At 76.1% G+C, this 14,123-nt stretch carries 14 protein-coding genes and 1 riboswitch; of the genes, 6 read left to right on the top strand and 8 right to left on the bottom strand.

Annotated elements, in window-relative coordinates; genetic code table 11:
* Nucleotides 1–396: 396 nt before the first annotated feature.
* From VSR01_RS34470 to VSR01_RS34460, 3 genes are all read right to left on the bottom strand, one after another.
* Nucleotides 397–1,434, bottom strand: coding sequence for a LacI family DNA-binding transcriptional regulator (locus tag VSR01_RS34470; RefSeq protein ID WP_326452907.1), 1,038 nt, complete (start codon nucleotides 1,432–1,434; stop codon nucleotides 397–399).
* Nucleotides 1,435–1,620: 186 nt separating this feature from the next.
* On the bottom strand, nucleotides 1,621–2,361 hold the full coding sequence (locus VSR01_RS34465) for a class I SAM-dependent methyltransferase (protein ID WP_326452906.1): 741 nt from the start codon (nucleotides 2,359–2,361) through the stop codon (nucleotides 1,621–1,623).
* A gap of 119 nt (nucleotides 2,362–2,480) precedes the next feature.
* Nucleotides 2,481–3,539, bottom strand: coding sequence for an enoyl-CoA hydratase/isomerase family protein (locus VSR01_RS34460; RefSeq protein ID WP_326452905.1), 1,059 nt, complete (start codon nucleotides 3,537–3,539; stop codon nucleotides 2,481–2,483).
* Between the two features lie 165 nt (nucleotides 3,540–3,704).
* Nucleotides 3,705–3,795, top strand: a riboswitch (ZMP/ZTP riboswitch).
* A 21-nt stretch (nucleotides 3,796–3,816) separates the two neighbouring features.
* On the opposite strand from VSR01_RS34460, the gene VSR01_RS34455 reads away from it, so the two are divergent.
* Entirely contained in the window at nucleotides 3,817–5,301 is a 1,485-nt protein-coding gene (locus VSR01_RS34455; RefSeq protein WP_326452904.1) for a glycine hydroxymethyltransferase, read from the top strand.
* A gap of 42 nt (nucleotides 5,302–5,343) precedes the next feature.
* On the opposite strand, the gene VSR01_RS34450 is transcribed toward VSR01_RS34455, so the two are convergent.
* Nucleotides 5,344–5,598, bottom strand: a complete 255-nt coding sequence (locus VSR01_RS34450) for a DUF4190 domain-containing protein (RefSeq protein WP_326453969.1) — start codon at nucleotides 5,596–5,598, stop codon at nucleotides 5,344–5,346.
* A gap of 176 nt (nucleotides 5,599–5,774) precedes the next feature.
* Nucleotides 5,775–5,927 carry a hypothetical protein gene (locus VSR01_RS34445; protein WP_326452903.1) on the bottom strand — a complete coding sequence of 51 codons (153 nt, stop codon included), beginning with the start codon at nucleotides 5,925–5,927 and terminating at the stop codon, nucleotides 5,775–5,777.
* Nucleotides 5,928–6,041: 114 nt separating this feature from the next.
* On the opposite strand from VSR01_RS34445, the gene VSR01_RS34440 reads away from it, so the two are divergent.
* From VSR01_RS34440 to VSR01_RS34420, 5 genes are all read left to right on the top strand, one after another.
* Nucleotides 6,042–6,671, top strand: coding sequence for a TetR family transcriptional regulator (locus VSR01_RS34440; protein WP_326452902.1), 630 nt, complete (start codon nucleotides 6,042–6,044; stop codon nucleotides 6,669–6,671).
* Between the two features lie 606 nt (nucleotides 6,672–7,277).
* A complete protein-coding gene (locus VSR01_RS34435) occupies nucleotides 7,278–8,594 on the top strand; it encodes an AraC family transcriptional regulator (RefSeq protein WP_326452901.1) in 1,317 nt (438 codons plus the stop codon).
* The gene (locus VSR01_RS34430; RefSeq protein WP_326452900.1) at nucleotides 8,591–9,040 is read left to right on the top strand and encodes a hypothetical protein; all 450 of its coding nucleotides are present in this window, start codon (nucleotides 8,591–8,593) and stop codon (nucleotides 9,038–9,040) included. The genes VSR01_RS34435 and VSR01_RS34430 overlap by 4 nt, the downstream gene beginning before the upstream one ends.
* The gene (locus VSR01_RS34425; protein WP_326452899.1) at nucleotides 9,037–9,717 is read left to right on the top strand and encodes a ThuA domain-containing protein; all 681 of its coding nucleotides are present in this window, start codon (nucleotides 9,037–9,039) and stop codon (nucleotides 9,715–9,717) included. Before VSR01_RS34430 ends, VSR01_RS34425 begins: the two co-directional genes overlap by 4 nt.
* A 160-nt stretch (nucleotides 9,718–9,877) precedes the next feature.
* On the top strand, nucleotides 9,878–10,723 hold the full coding sequence (locus VSR01_RS34420) for a DUF6227 family protein (RefSeq protein ID WP_326452898.1): 846 nt from the start codon (nucleotides 9,878–9,880) through the stop codon (nucleotides 10,721–10,723).
* A 75-nt stretch (nucleotides 10,724–10,798) separates the two neighbouring features.
* Here the strand turns inward: VSR01_RS34420 and VSR01_RS34415 are convergent, their stop codons facing one another.
* The 3 genes from VSR01_RS34415 to VSR01_RS34405 form a co-directional block, all read right to left on the bottom strand.
* Entirely contained in the window at nucleotides 10,799–11,713 is a 915-nt protein-coding gene (locus tag VSR01_RS34415) for a carbohydrate kinase family protein (protein ID WP_442785738.1), read from the bottom strand.
* A gap of 119 nt (nucleotides 11,714–11,832) precedes the next feature.
* Nucleotides 11,833–12,432: a hypothetical protein gene (locus tag VSR01_RS34410; RefSeq protein ID WP_326452896.1), complete on the bottom strand. Its 600-nt coding sequence runs from the start codon at nucleotides 12,430–12,432 to the stop codon at nucleotides 11,833–11,835.
* 144 nt (nucleotides 12,433–12,576) lie between these two features.
* Nucleotides 12,577–13,845, bottom strand: coding sequence for a glycoside hydrolase family 6 protein (locus tag VSR01_RS34405; protein WP_326452895.1), 1,269 nt, complete (start codon nucleotides 13,843–13,845; stop codon nucleotides 12,577–12,579).
* Nucleotides 13,846–14,123: the final 278 nt, after the last annotated feature.

The following is a 14,123-nucleotide window of genomic DNA, read 5'->3' as shown; positions in this document are numbered from 1 at the left end:
GGCGGATTCTCGGTGGGGGGCACGGGGGCGCGCCGGGCCGCCCTGGTGGGCGGGGCCGGCACGGACGACCGCGCACGAGTGACGCGAAGCGCCGTGCGGCGAGGGGGCCCGCACGGTTGTTTCACGACTTGTTTCACGCCTTATATCGCGACGTGATTTAACTCGCGCGCATCACGGGACGTCAAGGCGTCGGACACGCTTCGGACACCTGAAACACCGTGAAACAACGGGCAGGCCGCCGGGGTTGGCCGGTGACCTGCGCGGAGCCGTTACGGCCGGTGCGCCGGTACCGGGTGCGCCACTACAGCCGCCCCCGCCGGAACGCCGGAACGCCGCTACAGTCGCCCCGCCGGTGCGCCGGTGCGCCGGAACGCCGGAACGCGGAGGGTCGCGCGGTCAGCGGCGGGCGCGGGCCGCGGCGGGCGCGGTGCTGCCGCGCGGCACCAGGACCGGCGCGTCGAGCCGGGTGTCGGGCACGTCCTCGCCGTCGATCAGCGCGAGCAGCGCCGCCGCGACGCGCCGCCCGTAGTCGGGGACGCTGCGGCTGACCGCGGTCAGCGCGGGGTGCACCAGCCGGCACAGCTCGCTGTCGTCCCAGGCGACGACGGACAGTTCGCCGGGGACCGCGATGCCCATCTCCTGCGCCACGCCGAGCGCGGCGACGGCCATCACGTCGTTGTCGTAGACCACCGCGGTCGGCCGGTTCGCGCCGGACAGCAGCCGGCGGGTGGCGCGGGCGCCCTCGTCGCCGGAGTAGTCGGCGTGCACGCACCGCACTTCCGACAGGTCCAGTTCGCCGGCCGCGGCGGCGAAGTCCTCGCCGCGCTCGCGGGTGTGCACGAAGTGCGCGGGGCCGGCGACTCTGGCGATCCTGCGGTGTCCCATGGCGGCGAGGTAGGCGAGCACCTCGCGGACCGCGGCGCCGTCGTCCAGCCAGACCGAGGGACGGCCCGGCGCGGGGTCGGCGTGTCCCACGACTACGGCGGGCAGGCCCAGTTCGGCCAGCAGGCCGAGCCGCGGGTCGTCCTCGCGCAGGTCCACCAGCAGCACGCCGTCCACCCGCCGCTCGCCCCACCAGCGCCGGTAGGCGGCCTCCTCGGCCGCCGCGTCCTCGGTCACCTGGAGCATCAGCGCGGTGCCCGTACCGGCCAACTGCGCCTGCACGCCGGAGATCAGCTGGGTGAAGAACGGCTCGATGCCGAGCACCCACGCGGGTCGGTCCACGACCAGGCCGATCGCGCCGGACCGGCCGTCGGACAGCGCGCGGGCGGCGCTGCTGGGGTGCCAGCCCATCCGCGCGGCCAGTTCCAGCACGCGCGCGCGGGTCTGCTCCGAGACGCCCGGCTTGCCGTTGAGCGCGTAGGAGACCGCGCCCTTGGACACACCTGCGGCCGCCGCGATGTCGGCGATGGTGGGACGCTTCTGCGGGCTCATACGGCCTCGGGCGGATGCGGGCCCGCGCGAGGAGCCGGCGGGCAGGCGGGCAGAGGGCGTGCACGTGGGGGCACGCGTGGGGCGCCGCGGTGCGGGGCAGAGCGCGTGCGGAGGTCGGCCGGGCGAACGATCACACCTTAACAACGCTGAACGCACAGCCGCCGCCGGGTCTTCCCGGCCGCCCGGCTACGCCCTGACCGCGGAGATCTCCAGCCGGACGTAGTCCACGACCGGTTCGGCGAGCCGGGCCGCGACCGCCTTGACGAACGGCTCGTGCTCCTCGGCCGGCAGCCGGTCGAGATCGGGGCCCAGGATCACCGTGGCCAGGAACGACTCCAGCTGCTCGCCCGGCTCGAAGCGGGCCGGGTCGGGCCGCAGCCGCACCTCGACGTCGGTGAAGCCGGCGGCGGCCAGCCGGCGTTCGGTGTCCGCCACGCCCGCGAACTCCCAGCCGCCGGGCGCGGCGCCGCGCACCTCGGCGACCGCCGCGTTCACCGCGGCGATGTTGCCGCGACCGCCGCAGTCGCTGACCAGGCGGGCGCCGGCGCGCATCCGGGAGGCCAGCGAGGCGAAGAGCGCGTCGTGGTCCTCGATCCAGTGGAAGGCCGCCACGCTGAACACCGCGTCGACCGTTCCGTCGAAGGGCAGCGGCCGGGTCAGGTCGGCGTGCACCACGTCGACCCGGTCCAGCCGGCAGGCCAGCCGCTCGCGCAACTGGTCCAGCATCCGGACCGACCCGTCCACGGCGACCACCCTGCCGGACGGCAGCCGGTCGAGCAGGCCCTCGGTGTCCCGCCCGGTGCCGCAGCCCGCGTCGAGGACCCGTTCGTCGCCGCGCAAGGGGAGCCTGCCCAGGGTCCGCAGGCCCCATCCCAGGTGCGGCAGCGGCAGCGAGTCGTAGGTCCGCGCGTCCCATTCCCGGGGCATGGCGCTCCAATCGTCGTGACGTCGTCGTCGGCGGTCCCGCGGGCGCGCACGGCCGGCGGACCTGGCGTCACCCTACGCCGCCCGGTCCGTATTCTGACACCTCGGTCTCACATATTGAGCTACCCGCGCGACGACCAGGCAGGTCTGCGGTCCTTGTCCACCAGCAGCGCGCGCACGCCCTCGTGGAAGTCCGGCTCGCGCGCGGTCCGTACGGCCAGCTCCAGCTCGCGGGCGAGGCAGTCCTCCAGCGTCGCGCCCTCGCCGGCGCGCAGCAGGTCCCAGGTGATCCGCAGGCTCATCGGCGAGGCGCCGTCGAGCACGGCGAGTGTCTCCGCGGCCCACTCCCGGTCCTCCTCGGCGCCCCCGGTCTCGGCGCCCCCCGCCTCGGCGCCCCCGGTCTCGGCGCCCCCCGCCTCGGTGCCCCCGGTCTCGGTGCCCCCCGCCTCCGCGGCCAGCCGCTCGCGCACCCCGGCCAGGTCCGGCGCGCCGAAGCAGCGGTCGATCACGGCGCGGCGCCCGGCGATCTCCGAGACGGGCGCGGGCGCGGCGAAGAGGTCCAGCGTGGCGGCCGGCTCCCCGCCGCCGAGCAAGCCGGCCTCCAGCGCCGGCAGTTCGGCCGCGGGCACGTAGTGGGTGGCCAGCCCGCACTCCACGGCGGCCGCACCGCCGATCCGGGTGCCGGTCAGCCCGAGCCACCGGCCGACCGCGCCGGGCAGCCGGGGCAGGAAGTAGCTGGCGCCGATGTCGGGGAAGAAGCCGATCGCGCTCTCCGGCATGGCCAGCGACGCGCGTTCGGTCACCACCCGCGCCGACCCGTGCACCGAGATGCCGAGGCCGCCGCCCATCGCGTAGCCGTCGATCAGCGCGGTGTACGGCTTGGGGTAGCGCGCGATCAGCAGGTCAAGGGCGTACTCCTCGGAGAAGTACGTCCGGACCGCGGCGTCGTCGCCGGCCATCCCGGCGTCGCGCATCGCCCGGATGTCGCCGCCGGCGCAGAACGCCTTCGGCGAGGTGCTGCGCACCACCACCGAGCGGACCGCGGGGTCGGCGCGCCAGCGCGTCAGCGTGTCGGTCATCCGCCGCACCATGGCCAGGTCCAGCGCGTTCAGCGCGCTCGGGCGGTCCAGGTCGATGACGCCGACCCCGGCGGTGACGTGCTCCCGCACGGACTCCCTCACGTGCGCTCCCCTCTCCCGGTCACGGCCCTTCGGCCCGGTCGCCCCTCCCGGCAGCCTAGACGCCGGACGTTCACCGCGGGGGGCGCGGTTCCCCCGCGCGCTCCTGGTGGTCGGCGCCCGGCGTCCGGGCAGCCGGAGCGACCGCGAGCGGGACGCGATAAGCTCGGCGCGAGCCGTGACTGGCGCGCAGGGATGGGTTCAACCATCGGGGAGCGGCTCGTCCAAGACATATGTGCCGTGCGCCTGGGCCGTCCCGTACCGCGACCGGAGGACAGCCATGGCGCAGCAGCACGACCTCACCGCACCGCCCGCCGCCGATGCGGCGGACGGCCGTACCACCGAGTCCACCGCCTTCCGCAGCGCGCTGGACGTGATCCGCGGCGTCGAGCCGCGCGTCGCCGACGCGATCGCGGCGGAGCTGACCGACCAGCGCGAGATGCTCAAGCTGATCGCGAGCGAGAACTACGCCTCGCCCGCCGTGCTGCTGGCGATGGGCAACTGGTTCAGCGACAAGTACGCCGAGGGCACCGTCGGCCGCCGCTTCTACGCCGGCTGCCGCAACGTGGACACCGTCGAGTCGCTGGCCGCCGAGCACGCCAAGAGCGTCTTCGGCGCCGCGCACGCGTACGCGCAGCCGCACTCGGGGATCGACGCGAACCTGGTCGCGTTCTGGGCGGTGCTCTCCCAGCGGGTGGAGGCCCCGGCGCTCGCCGAGGCCGGCGTGCGGCAGGTCAACGACCTGTCCGAGCAGGACTGGGCGAAGCTGCGCGCGGCCTTCGGCAACCAGCGCATGCTGGGCATGTCCCTGGACGCCGGCGGCCACCTCACCCACGGCTTCCGGCCCAACATCTCGGGCAAGATGTTCGACCAGCGCAGCTACGGCACCGACCCGCGCACCGGCCTGGTGGACTACGACGCGCTGCGCGCGAGCGCCCGCGAGTTCCGCCCGCTGATCATCGTCGCCGGCTACTCGGCGTACCCGCGGCTGGTCAACTTCCGGATCATGCGCGAGATCGCCGACGAGGTCGGCGCGACGCTGATGGTGGACATGGCGCACTTCGCGGGCCTGGTCGCGGGCAAGGTGCTGACCGGCGACTTCGACCCGGTGCCGCACGCGAACATCGTCACCACCACCACGCACAAGTCGCTGCGCGGCCCGCGCGGCGGCATGGTGCTGTGCGACGACACGCTGGCCGAGCACGTCGACCGCGGCTGCCCGATGGTGCTGGGCGGCCCGCTGCCGCACGTGATGGCGGCGAAGGCGGTGGCGCTGGCCGAGGCGGCGCGGCCGGAGTTCCGCTCCTACGCGCAGGCGATCGTCGACAACTCGCGGGCGCTGGCCGAGGGGCTGCTGAAGCGCGGGGCGAAGCTGGTGACCGGCGGCACGGACAACCACCTGGTGCTCATCGACGTGTCCTCGTACGGTCTGACCGGCCGCCAGGCGGAGGCGGCGCTGCTGGAGTCGGGCATCGTCACCAACCGCAACTCGGTGCCGCAGGACCCGAACGGCGCCTGGTACACCTCCGGCATCAGGATCGGCACGCCCGCGCTGACCACGCGGGGGCTGGGGACCGCGGAGATGGACGAGATCGCCGACCTGATCGACGCGGTGCTGTCCGGGACGAGCGCGGCCCCGGCTGCCAAGGGCGGCCTGTCGAAGGCCAATTACGTGCTGGCCGACGGCCTGGCCGAGCGGATCGCCGGGCAGGCCGCCGACCTGGTCGCGGGCTTCCCGCTGTACCCGGCGATCGACCTCGGCTGACCGGCCCGGCGCGGCCGGAGCAGGCCGGCTCGGCCGGCCGGGTCAGCTGAAGGACCACAGGACGCCGTGGTCGGCGATGGTCAGTGCGACGAGGACCACCAGGTCGGCGACGCCGAGCGCCAGGCCGAGCAGCGCGCGGCCCCGGCGGCGGGTGCCGCGCGCGTACGCGGTGACCGCCAGGACGATCGCGGCCGGGCCGAGCACGATGTTCATGACGAGCAGGCCGGGCAGGCCGAGCAGGAAGGACGCGACGGCCATGCCGTCGGCGTCGCGGCGGCCGCGCTCGGCGGCGGACAGGGCGGCCTTGGCGGGTGCGTCGGTGGACGCCTTGCCGGGCGCGTCGGTGGACGCCTTGGCGGAGGCGGGGGCCGGGTGCGTTGCGGTGTTCACGGTGTTCCCTTCCGAGGACGGTGGTGGACGGGCGGGATCGGCGGGCGCCGCGGGCGCTCGGCCGGCCGGCTCGGCGGCGGGTCTCAGCCGCGGTGGCGGCCGATCCGCTCGCGGACCGCGAAGCCGACCAGCCACGCGGCGATGACCGCGGCCGCGACGGTGAAGACGGTGAGCGAGGTGTGGGCGGCGGCGCCCATCAGGACGCCCATGCCGAGAAGGAGGACGACGAGGCTCATGTCTGCTGCATCTCCGAGGAGTTGAGTTTTCAGCTCACAGTTGTTCACTGACTTCTCCAGTCTACGCCGGGCACGGACTGGCGAGAGTCGGAGAACGGTTGTTTACTGAATGACATGAGTCACACTCCCGGCGTCCGCCAGGCGCAGAAGCAGCAGACCCGCCAGTCCCTGCTGGACGCCGGCCTGCGGCTGCTGGAGCACCAGAACCTCAGCAGCCTGGGGCTGCGCGAGCTGACCCGCGAGGTGGGCGTCTCCCCCGCGGCGTTCTACCGGCACTTCCCCGGCATGGCCGACCTCGGGGTCGCCCTGGTCGCCGAGTCGCTGGGCAGCCTGCACTCGATGGTCCGCGACGTGCTGGCGGGGTCCGGCGACTCCGCGGACATCATCGACCGCACCGTGGCGATCACCGCCGCGTACGCCGTGGAGCACCGGCCGCACATCCGCTTCATCGCCCGCGAGCGCTACGGCGGGGTACGGCCGGTGCGCGAGGCCATCGCGGCCGAGCTGGACCGGTTCGCCGACGAGGTGGCGGCCGGTCTGGCGGCCCAGCCCGCCTCGGCCGGCTGGCAGCCCGACGAGCTGCTGATACTCGCGCAGCTCTACGTCGACCACATGGTCATGACCGCCGCGGCGTTCCTCGACGCGGACCCCGGGGACCCGGCGGCGCACGAGCGCATCGTGCGGGCCGCGCGGCTGCGCATGCGGATCATCAGCCTGGGCCGCGCCCACTGGCTGGACCGCTGACCCGGGGACCGCCGGCCGGGCCGGCGACGGGCGCCGCCGAGGCGGAGCCGGTACGGACGGCTGCCGCGGCCCGCACCGGCTCTCCCCCGCTGTCCCGCCACTCCCCCGTGCGGGCGCCCGCGGCACACCGGCCGCACACCTGATCATGTACCGGACACCGCGGTCATGGGAGGACAGAACGTGCCAGCCACCTGCCACAACGCGCCAGATCCCGCGTAAGCTGCGATGACGTCCCTCGCGGCGGCCCGTGAGGCCGCGGTCCGCGTGCCGCGTCCGATCGCGGTCCGCTCGCGATCGGGCCTGCTCCGGCCGCAGTCGGCCGGAGCAGGCGGCAGCCGGCCGCCGCGAGTCGGCCGGCCGGTCAGCCGGTCAGCCAGCCAGTCAGCCGTAGTCCAGCAGCCTCCGGAGGTGCCCGGGATGCCGCCCGCCGACCGAGCCGACCGGCTCCGGCCGACCCGAGCCCCGGGCCCGGCCCCCGTCCGCGTAATTCCCGGTTCCGGCGCGGCGGGGGCGGGAGACGCGACAGGCACGGGGGACGCGGTCGCCTCGGCGGGGGCGGCGGAGGGCGCCGCGGGCGCCGCGGGCGCCGCCGGACCGGTGCCGGCGATGACGGAGAGCGTGGTCGTCCCCCGCTTCATCGCCACAGCCGCCGCGAGCAGCTGCGCGGACGCGGAGCGCATGGTGCGGGCGGCGGGCATCCCGGGCGTCCTGCGCGACCCGGAGACGGTACGGACCCCCTCGGCGAACACCTACCGGCTGTGGGGCTCGGTGGTCTCCCGTGCCGGACGCGCGGACGCGGGCCTGCTGGCCGCGGCGGAGTACGAGCCGGGCACCCTCGACCTGTTCGACTACCTGCTGAGCACCGCGCCCACGGTCGGCGAGGGGCTCGCCCGCGCCGCCGCCCACGTCCACCTGGTCAGCAGCAACTCCGTGTTCAGCTCGCACGAGTCGGACGACGAGATCACCTTCGGCTACGCGGTCCGCCACGGCGACGCCGAACTGCGGGGCGTGGTCGCCGAGTTCGCGCTCGCCGTGGTCGTCGCGCAGCTGCGGCACGCCACCGGGACCGCGTTCGCACCGATCCGCGTCGGCTTCGCGCACCGGGCGCCGCGACGCCGCGACGCGCACGCGGGGTACGCCGAGGCGTTCGGCGAGGCCCGCGTCGACTTCGAGACCGGCGCGGACACGATCACCCTCCACCGCGCCGATCTGACCCGGCCGTTGGTCACCGCGGACCCCGCGCTCGCGGTCATCATCCGGCGGGCCGCGGACGCGCTGCCGCCGCCCCGACAGGCGCCGGAGTCCGCGGTGCCGGGGCTGCACGCCGCGATCAGGGCCCAACTGGCGGACGGGCGGCCGTCGTTGGCGGAGGCGGCCCGGATGCTCGCGGTCAGCCCGCGCACCCTGCAGCGCCGCCTGGGCGAGTTCGGCACCACCTGGCGCGCGGAGTTGGACGCGGTACGGCGCGAGCAGTCGGCCGGGCTACTGCACACCTGCGCGGGTCCCGCGCAGCGCGCGGCGCGCCTGGGATTCGCCGAGTCCCGTTCGCTGCGGCGCGCGATGAGCCGGTGGGACGCGCGCGAGCGGGAGGCGTCCCGCCCGCTGCTGCGCGACGCCGTGCGCGACGGGGGCGTCGACGGGGTAGGGAACGGAACACGGGACGGTGTGCCGGACGACGTCCCGGGCCGGGTAACCGGCGGTGAACCGGGCGGCGGGCCCGGCGGTGAACCGGGCCGCGTAACCGGCGGTGAACCAGGCGGCGTGCCCGGCCGTGAACCGGGCCGCGTAACCGGCCGTGAGCCAGGCGGCGTGCCCGGCGGTGAACCGGGCCGGACGCGGGAGGGCGCCGGGCGGGACCGGCGCCGGAGCACGGTGGCCGCGGGCCGGGCGACCAGCCCGGAGGAGGAGGCGGAGGCGTCATGACCACGGACGGCCGGAACGCGGGCGGGCCGGCAACGGGCGGAACAGCCGGTACGGCCGCGGGAGCCGCGGACGGCACAGGCGGGAGGCCGGCAACCGGAGCGGGAACCGGCGCCGGAGCCGACGGCGGAGCGGGCGCGCGGGGCGGCGGCGGCGCGGGCGGCCATGGCGGCGCCGAACAGCCGCTGCCCGCCCACGAGTTCACCGAGGGCGGCGACCCGGTGTGCTGGCTGGACCGGGTGTGCGACGAGTGCGGCGCGATGCGCGAGGACCCGCGCGCCGCGGTGTGCGCGCGCTGCGGCGCGCCCGTGCCGGGGCCGGACGGCCCGGACGGGGCGGCCGTGCGCGGCGGGCACGACGCCGGCGAGCGGCACGCCGCGGACGGCGCGGCGTCGGCGTCGGAGGCGCCCGACGGCCTTCCCGACGGCCCGACCGACGGCGTGCGGTGACGTCCCCGGACGTCGTGGTCTTCACCGCGACCGCGGACTACCGGCACGACTCGATCCCGGCCGGCGCCGCCGCCCTCGCCGAACTGGCCGCCTCCCGGGGGCTGTCCGTACTGCACACCGAGGACCCGGCGGACCTGCGCCCGGACGTCCTCGACGGCTGCGCGGCCGTGGTCTTCCTCTCCCCCACCGGCGACGTCCTCGATCCCGGCGCCCGCGGCGCGCTGCGCGCCCACGTCACCGGCGGCGGCGGGTTCCTCGGCGTGCACGCCGCGGCCTGCGCGGAGTACGGCTGGCCCTACTACGGGGAGTTGGTGGGCGCGCGCTTCGCCCGTCACCCGGAGATCCAGCCCGCGCGGATCTCCGTCGTGGACCGCGCGCACCCGGCGACCGCCCACCTGCCGGCCCTCTGGTCGTGGACCGACGAGTGGTACGACTTCCGTCCCGGCCCCTCGGCCGCGGACGTACGGGTGCTGGCCACCGTGGACGAGGCCACGTACGACGGCGGGGCGATGGGCGCTCCGCACCCGCTGGTGTGGTGCGGGCGGTCCGGCCTCGGGCGTACGTTCTACACCGCGCTGGGCCACCTGCCCGCCGCGTACGCCGACGCGGACTTCCGCCGCCATCTGCTGGGCGCGCTGACGTGGTGCGCGCGCGTCGGGGACGCGCCGGGCGCATAGGTTCCGCGCCGCGCGCCCCGGCGCGGGAGGCCCGGAGCAAGAGGGGCGCACGCGCAGCCGCCGCGCGCCCGGAATTCTCGTCCTTCCAGGGCGCATCCGGCGACGGCCCTACTACCCTGAGCCACCAGCAGGAGGGCGACGTCGGAGCCGGGAGGGCCGTATGGACGCAGAGCCTGCACGGGGAGGGGACGCGGCGGCGGGCGGCGGCGGACCCGGTGAACGGTTCGCCGCGCTGCTGGCGCGGGCGGAGAACGGCGAGCGGGCCGCGCTGTTGGCGGCGGAGGTGCGCTCGGCGCTGATGCACCACTGCGGTCTCCAGTCCTGCCGCCACGCCAAGGGCCCGCCGCGGCCGATGAACCGCAGGACGTACCGCCACAGCTTCCTGCTGCCGGACGGCGGGGTGCGGCTGCTGTGGGAGCTGGAGCACGACACGGGACCGGGCGGCGGCACGGTGTACGCGCTGTTCACCGACCGCGAGGACCTGGCGGTCGCCGAGTGGGACGTCGACACGGCCTTCGGCTTCGCCGCGGGGCCGCCCGAACTGCCGCCGGGCCTCGGCGCGCTGGGCCGGGGGGTGGAGGCGCCGGAGGGTCCCGGCGGCGAGTGGCCGCCCGGCTCGTGGCCCTCGGACGCGCCGGGGCCGCGCGGCGCCGGCGGCCGGGCGGGCTTCCGCCGCGCCTACACCGAGAGCGACTCGGCGGACCACGCCTGGCGGCTGTTACGCCGGGCGGCCAACGCCGGCGCCACCGGCGACGAGATGCGCGACCGCCTGCGGACCGCGATCGCGCACGGCATCACCATCGTGACCCGGCGCAGCACGGTCGTCGCCGGCCGGCCGGTCTCGTGGTCGCTGTACGAGCACGCCTTCCTGCTGCTGGACGGCAGCGAGGTCAGCCTGTGGGAGATCGACCACACCCGCACGCCCAGCGGTGACCCGGTGTGCGAGGTCTACACCTCCCAGGACGCGGCCCTGGACACCGCGGTGCGCCGTATCGAGGCCGGCTGACCGCGGCGCCGCCCGCGGGTACGAGCCGCCGGTCGTCCAGGGCCCGCGCCTGCGGGCCGCGGACGGACCGGGCGCTCAGCCGCCGGCGACGGGCGTCGCGTACCGGGCCCGGGAGACCGCGGCGGCGAGCGCGTCCGCCCCGATGAGCTCCTCGTGCGTGCCGGGCGCGCCGCACGCGTACGCGCCGGAGACCGAGCCGGCCAGCACGCACGCGGCCAGGTCGCCGCCGGCGAAGCGCGTGTGCAGGAAGGCGGTGAGGAAGGCGTCGCCGGCGCCGTTGCTGTCGACCACCGGCCGTTCCGGGACCACGGCGGGGAACCGTACCGGCTCGCGGGCGCCGCGTTCCAGCACCAGGCAGCCCGCGGCGCCGTCGGTCGCCACCACCAGCTCCGCCCTGCCGCGGTCGAGGATGCCGCGGATCACGTCGGGAATGCGCTCCCCGACCGCGGCGGCGCTGAGGAACACCAGGTCCGCGCCGTACGCCCAGGGGTGCGCGCCGGGGTCCTCGCCGTCCCACGCGTGCAGGTCGGTGGAGGTCGGCCGGCCCAGGGCCGCGGCGTCGGCCAGGACGTCCCGCGCGTGGCCGGCCCGGGAGACGTGCACGTGCCGGGCCCGGCGCAGGTGCGGCAGGTAGAAGTCGCGCGGCAGGCGCAGGTCCGCCGGGTGGCGGCCGTCGAAGAAGGAGAAGCGGCGGCCGGAGCGGTCCACCAGGTTGACGCTGCGCGGGGTGCCGTGCGGCGCGGGCAGCGGGCTGAAGTCGAGACCGGCCGCGGCGTAGCGGTCCAGGACCAGCCGGCCCTGCGGGTCGTCGCCGAGGAAGTCGACGAACTTCGTGGCCAGGCCCAGCGCGTGGAAGCCGAGGGCGACGCCGTTGCCGGTGTGCGCGGGGTAGTCGAGGATCGGCGGTACCACGACGGAGTCGCCGCCGGGTATCGCCAGGTCGTCGACCCTGACGATGGTGTCGACGCCGGCGCCGCCCACCACGAGCACGTCGTGGGCGGGCGGTGGCGCCTCGTCAGGTCCGCCCTCGCTCGGGCCGCTCGGGCGAGCCGGGCCGGTCGGGGCGGTCGGGCCGGTCGGGCCGGTCGGGCCGGTCGGGGGGACGCTGGTCACGGGGCTGCTCCGTTTCCTCGGTTTCCTCGGTTTCCTCGGTTTCCTCGGTCGCGGGCGCCGGGCGGTCCGGCTCCCCCGGCTTTCTCTCGTCCGGTGGACAGTTCGCCGGCGAGCACGACCAGGGTCAGCCGGGACAGCGGCGGGACCGGGTCGGTGCGGCCGGCGTGGTGCCAGGCGATCATCAGGGTGAGTCGGATCATCCGCCGGGCGGCGTACAGCAGCAGCGCGGCGAGCGGGAGTTCGGCGCAGACCGCGGTGAGCAGCGACCCGGTCTGGTCGTCGCTGTGCCAGTCGAGGACGACGTCGAACCACGCGTCGCAGCCCAGCAGCGTGGCCGTCACCACGGCCCAGGGGATGAACATCTGCAGCCGCCGCCAGGCGCACAGCGCGGTGATCCCGAGGGCCACGATCAGCACGGCGTCGAAGCCCACCCAGGCGAGCTTCCACTGGTCCACCTCGCGGTGGTCGGGCAGGCTCGCGGACAGGTAGGCGATCCACGGGATCAGGAAGAGGAAGCTCCCGGTGACCACGGCGAGGAACATCCGGCGCATGTGACGCACATGGGGGTCATGCGGTGAGGGGGCCTCGGGCAGCATGCCCCTACTGTGCCGGACGGCCGGGCCGTGATCGAGGAAGCGCTCTCCGACCGCGGCTCGGGGACGCGGTCGGAGAGCGCTGGTCGGCGGGCGGGCCCGGGGACGGCCGTCGCCGCCCCGGGGCCGCCGGGAGAGCGCTCGCCGTCAGGGCAGCAGGCGCGGCGAGGCGTTGCGGGCCAGCTCCAGGGCCTGCTGGGGGAACCAGTGGCCGGCCGGCGGGTCGGTGTAGCCGCGCTCGGGGTCCTCGGGCCCCGCGGTGCCGCGGGTGCACTGGCCGTCGGACTCGCCGGGGATCTTCACCCACAGCCGGGCGTCCTGGAGCGGGTCGCCGGTGTTGAGGCTCGGCCGGGCGCCGGCGCCGCGGCCGGGCGGGTTGCACCAGTCCTGGGCGTCGGAGTAGACGCCGGCCGGCGGGACCCACGGCCCCTGCCCGTTGCGGCTGGTGTCGGTGACGAAGTGCTTCATCGCCGAGGGCGCGGCGTGCACGTTGGCGTCCAGCCAGGCCTGCGCGTCGGCGGTGGGCCAGTACTGGTTGGGGCACGCGGCCGCGTCGCCGCCGGCGCCGACGTAGCTGAGGCAGGACGAGACGAGCTTGCCGTACCAGGCGAGTTCGGCGTCCGAGCGGTAGTTGGAGATGTTCAGGAAGAAGCCGGTGGCGTCGTCGACGCCGCCGCTGACCAGCCGGGGCACGATGTCGTTGACGCTGTGCCAGGAGCTGTGGCCGGCGTCGAGGTAGACCTTGGTGCCGGCCAGTGGCTCCAGCGCGTCCACCGCGTAGTGGATCTCGTCGTAGCGCGCGGCGGTCCGGCTCCCCTGCGCGTCGTCCATGCCGCAGTCGGCGGGGAGCAGGGCGAGCGAGTCGGGCTCCAGCACGACGTCGGCCGGGCGGTTGCCGATGCCGGCCCGCACCGCGTCGATCCACGCCTCGTACTCGGCGGTGTCCGCCGCGCCGCCGGCCGAGTACTGCGCGCAGTCGCGGCCCGGGATGTTGTACAGCGAGAGCACGGGGAGCCGGTGGGCCCGCGCCGCGGCCGTCACCGTCTTGTCGACCGCCGCCCGGGTGTCGGCCGGGCTGGTGCCGCCGTCGAACCACACCGCCTGCGGGGTCAGCGTCAGGGCGAGCACCCCCGCGGCGTCCTTGAACTGCCGGTGCCGCAGCAGGTCCAGGACCTGCGTCCGGGAGTCCGGGTTGGCCGGCGGGGTGTAGAGCGCGGTCGGCGCCGCGGCGGAGTGCCCGGGCGCGCGGTGGTGCGCGGGCGCGGCGGCCTGGGCGGGCACCGCCGCGGCCACCGCGGTCAGGGCCGCGGCCGCCGCAGCGGCGGAGAGCGCTCTACGGGTTCTGGCGGCGGCGCTCCGGCCGGCGCGTGCGTGGGGACGCGACGGCCGGGCGCTGGTGCGGGCGCGTGCGGTCATACGGGTCGGCTCCTCGGAACGGCTGGCCGCCGGCGGCGGATGCCGGCGGGCAGGGCGGGCGGAACGGGAGGCGTGGAAGTGCCGCGGGTGGGGCGCCCGGACGCGGGGTGTGTATGGGAGCGCTCCCACTCGCGGCACGAGAAATTAACTCCTCACCGCGCACCCGCGTCAATCCCCTGTGCGCGGTTCAAGAAGTGAACGCGACGGCCCGGGGCGGCAGATGGTCGGGGACCCGGTCCGGGCCCCCCGGGAGGCGCGAGCGGCGAAGCCCGCTCCTG

Origin of the sequence: Actinacidiphila sp. DG2A-62 (genome assembly GCF_035825295.1) — a bacterium.
Taxonomy (GTDB): domain Bacteria; phylum Actinomycetota; class Actinomycetes; order Streptomycetales; family Streptomycetaceae; genus Actinacidiphila.
Note: the sequence above shows the minus strand (reverse complement) of the source record. Positions and strands in the feature narration are given on the sequence as shown.

Bases quoted from the DNA above. Each gene is read 5' to 3' on its own strand.
- VSR01_RS34470 (WP_326452907.1), bottom strand. From the start codon at position 1,434: ATGAGCCCGCAGAAGCGTCCCACCATCGCCGACATCGCGGCGGCCGCA.
- VSR01_RS34465 (WP_326452906.1), bottom strand. From the start codon at position 2,361: ATGCCCCGGGAATGGGACGCGCGGACCTACGACTCGCTGCCGCTGCCG.
- VSR01_RS34455 (WP_326452904.1), top strand. From the start codon at position 3,817: ATGGCGCAGCAGCACGACCTCACCGCACCGCCCGCCGCCGATGCGGCG.
- VSR01_RS34445 (WP_326452903.1), bottom strand. From the start codon at position 5,927: ATGAGCCTCGTCGTCCTCCTTCTCGGCATGGGCGTCCTGATGGGCGCC.
- VSR01_RS34440 (WP_326452902.1), top strand. From the start codon at position 6,042: ATGAGTCACACTCCCGGCGTCCGCCAGGCGCAGAAGCAGCAGACCCGC.
- VSR01_RS34435 (WP_326452901.1), top strand. From the start codon at position 7,278: ATGACGGAGAGCGTGGTCGTCCCCCGCTTCATCGCCACAGCCGCCGCG.
- VSR01_RS34430 (WP_326452900.1), top strand. From the start codon at position 8,591: ATGACCACGGACGGCCGGAACGCGGGCGGGCCGGCAACGGGCGGAACA.
- VSR01_RS34420 (WP_326452898.1), top strand. From the start codon at position 9,878: ATGGACGCAGAGCCTGCACGGGGAGGGGACGCGGCGGCGGGCGGCGGC.
- VSR01_RS34410 (WP_326452896.1), bottom strand. From the start codon at position 12,432: ATGCTGCCCGAGGCCCCCTCACCGCATGACCCCCATGTGCGTCACATG.
- VSR01_RS34405 (WP_326452895.1), bottom strand. From the start codon at position 13,845: ATGACCGCACGCGCCCGCACCAGCGCCCGGCCGTCGCGTCCCCACGCA.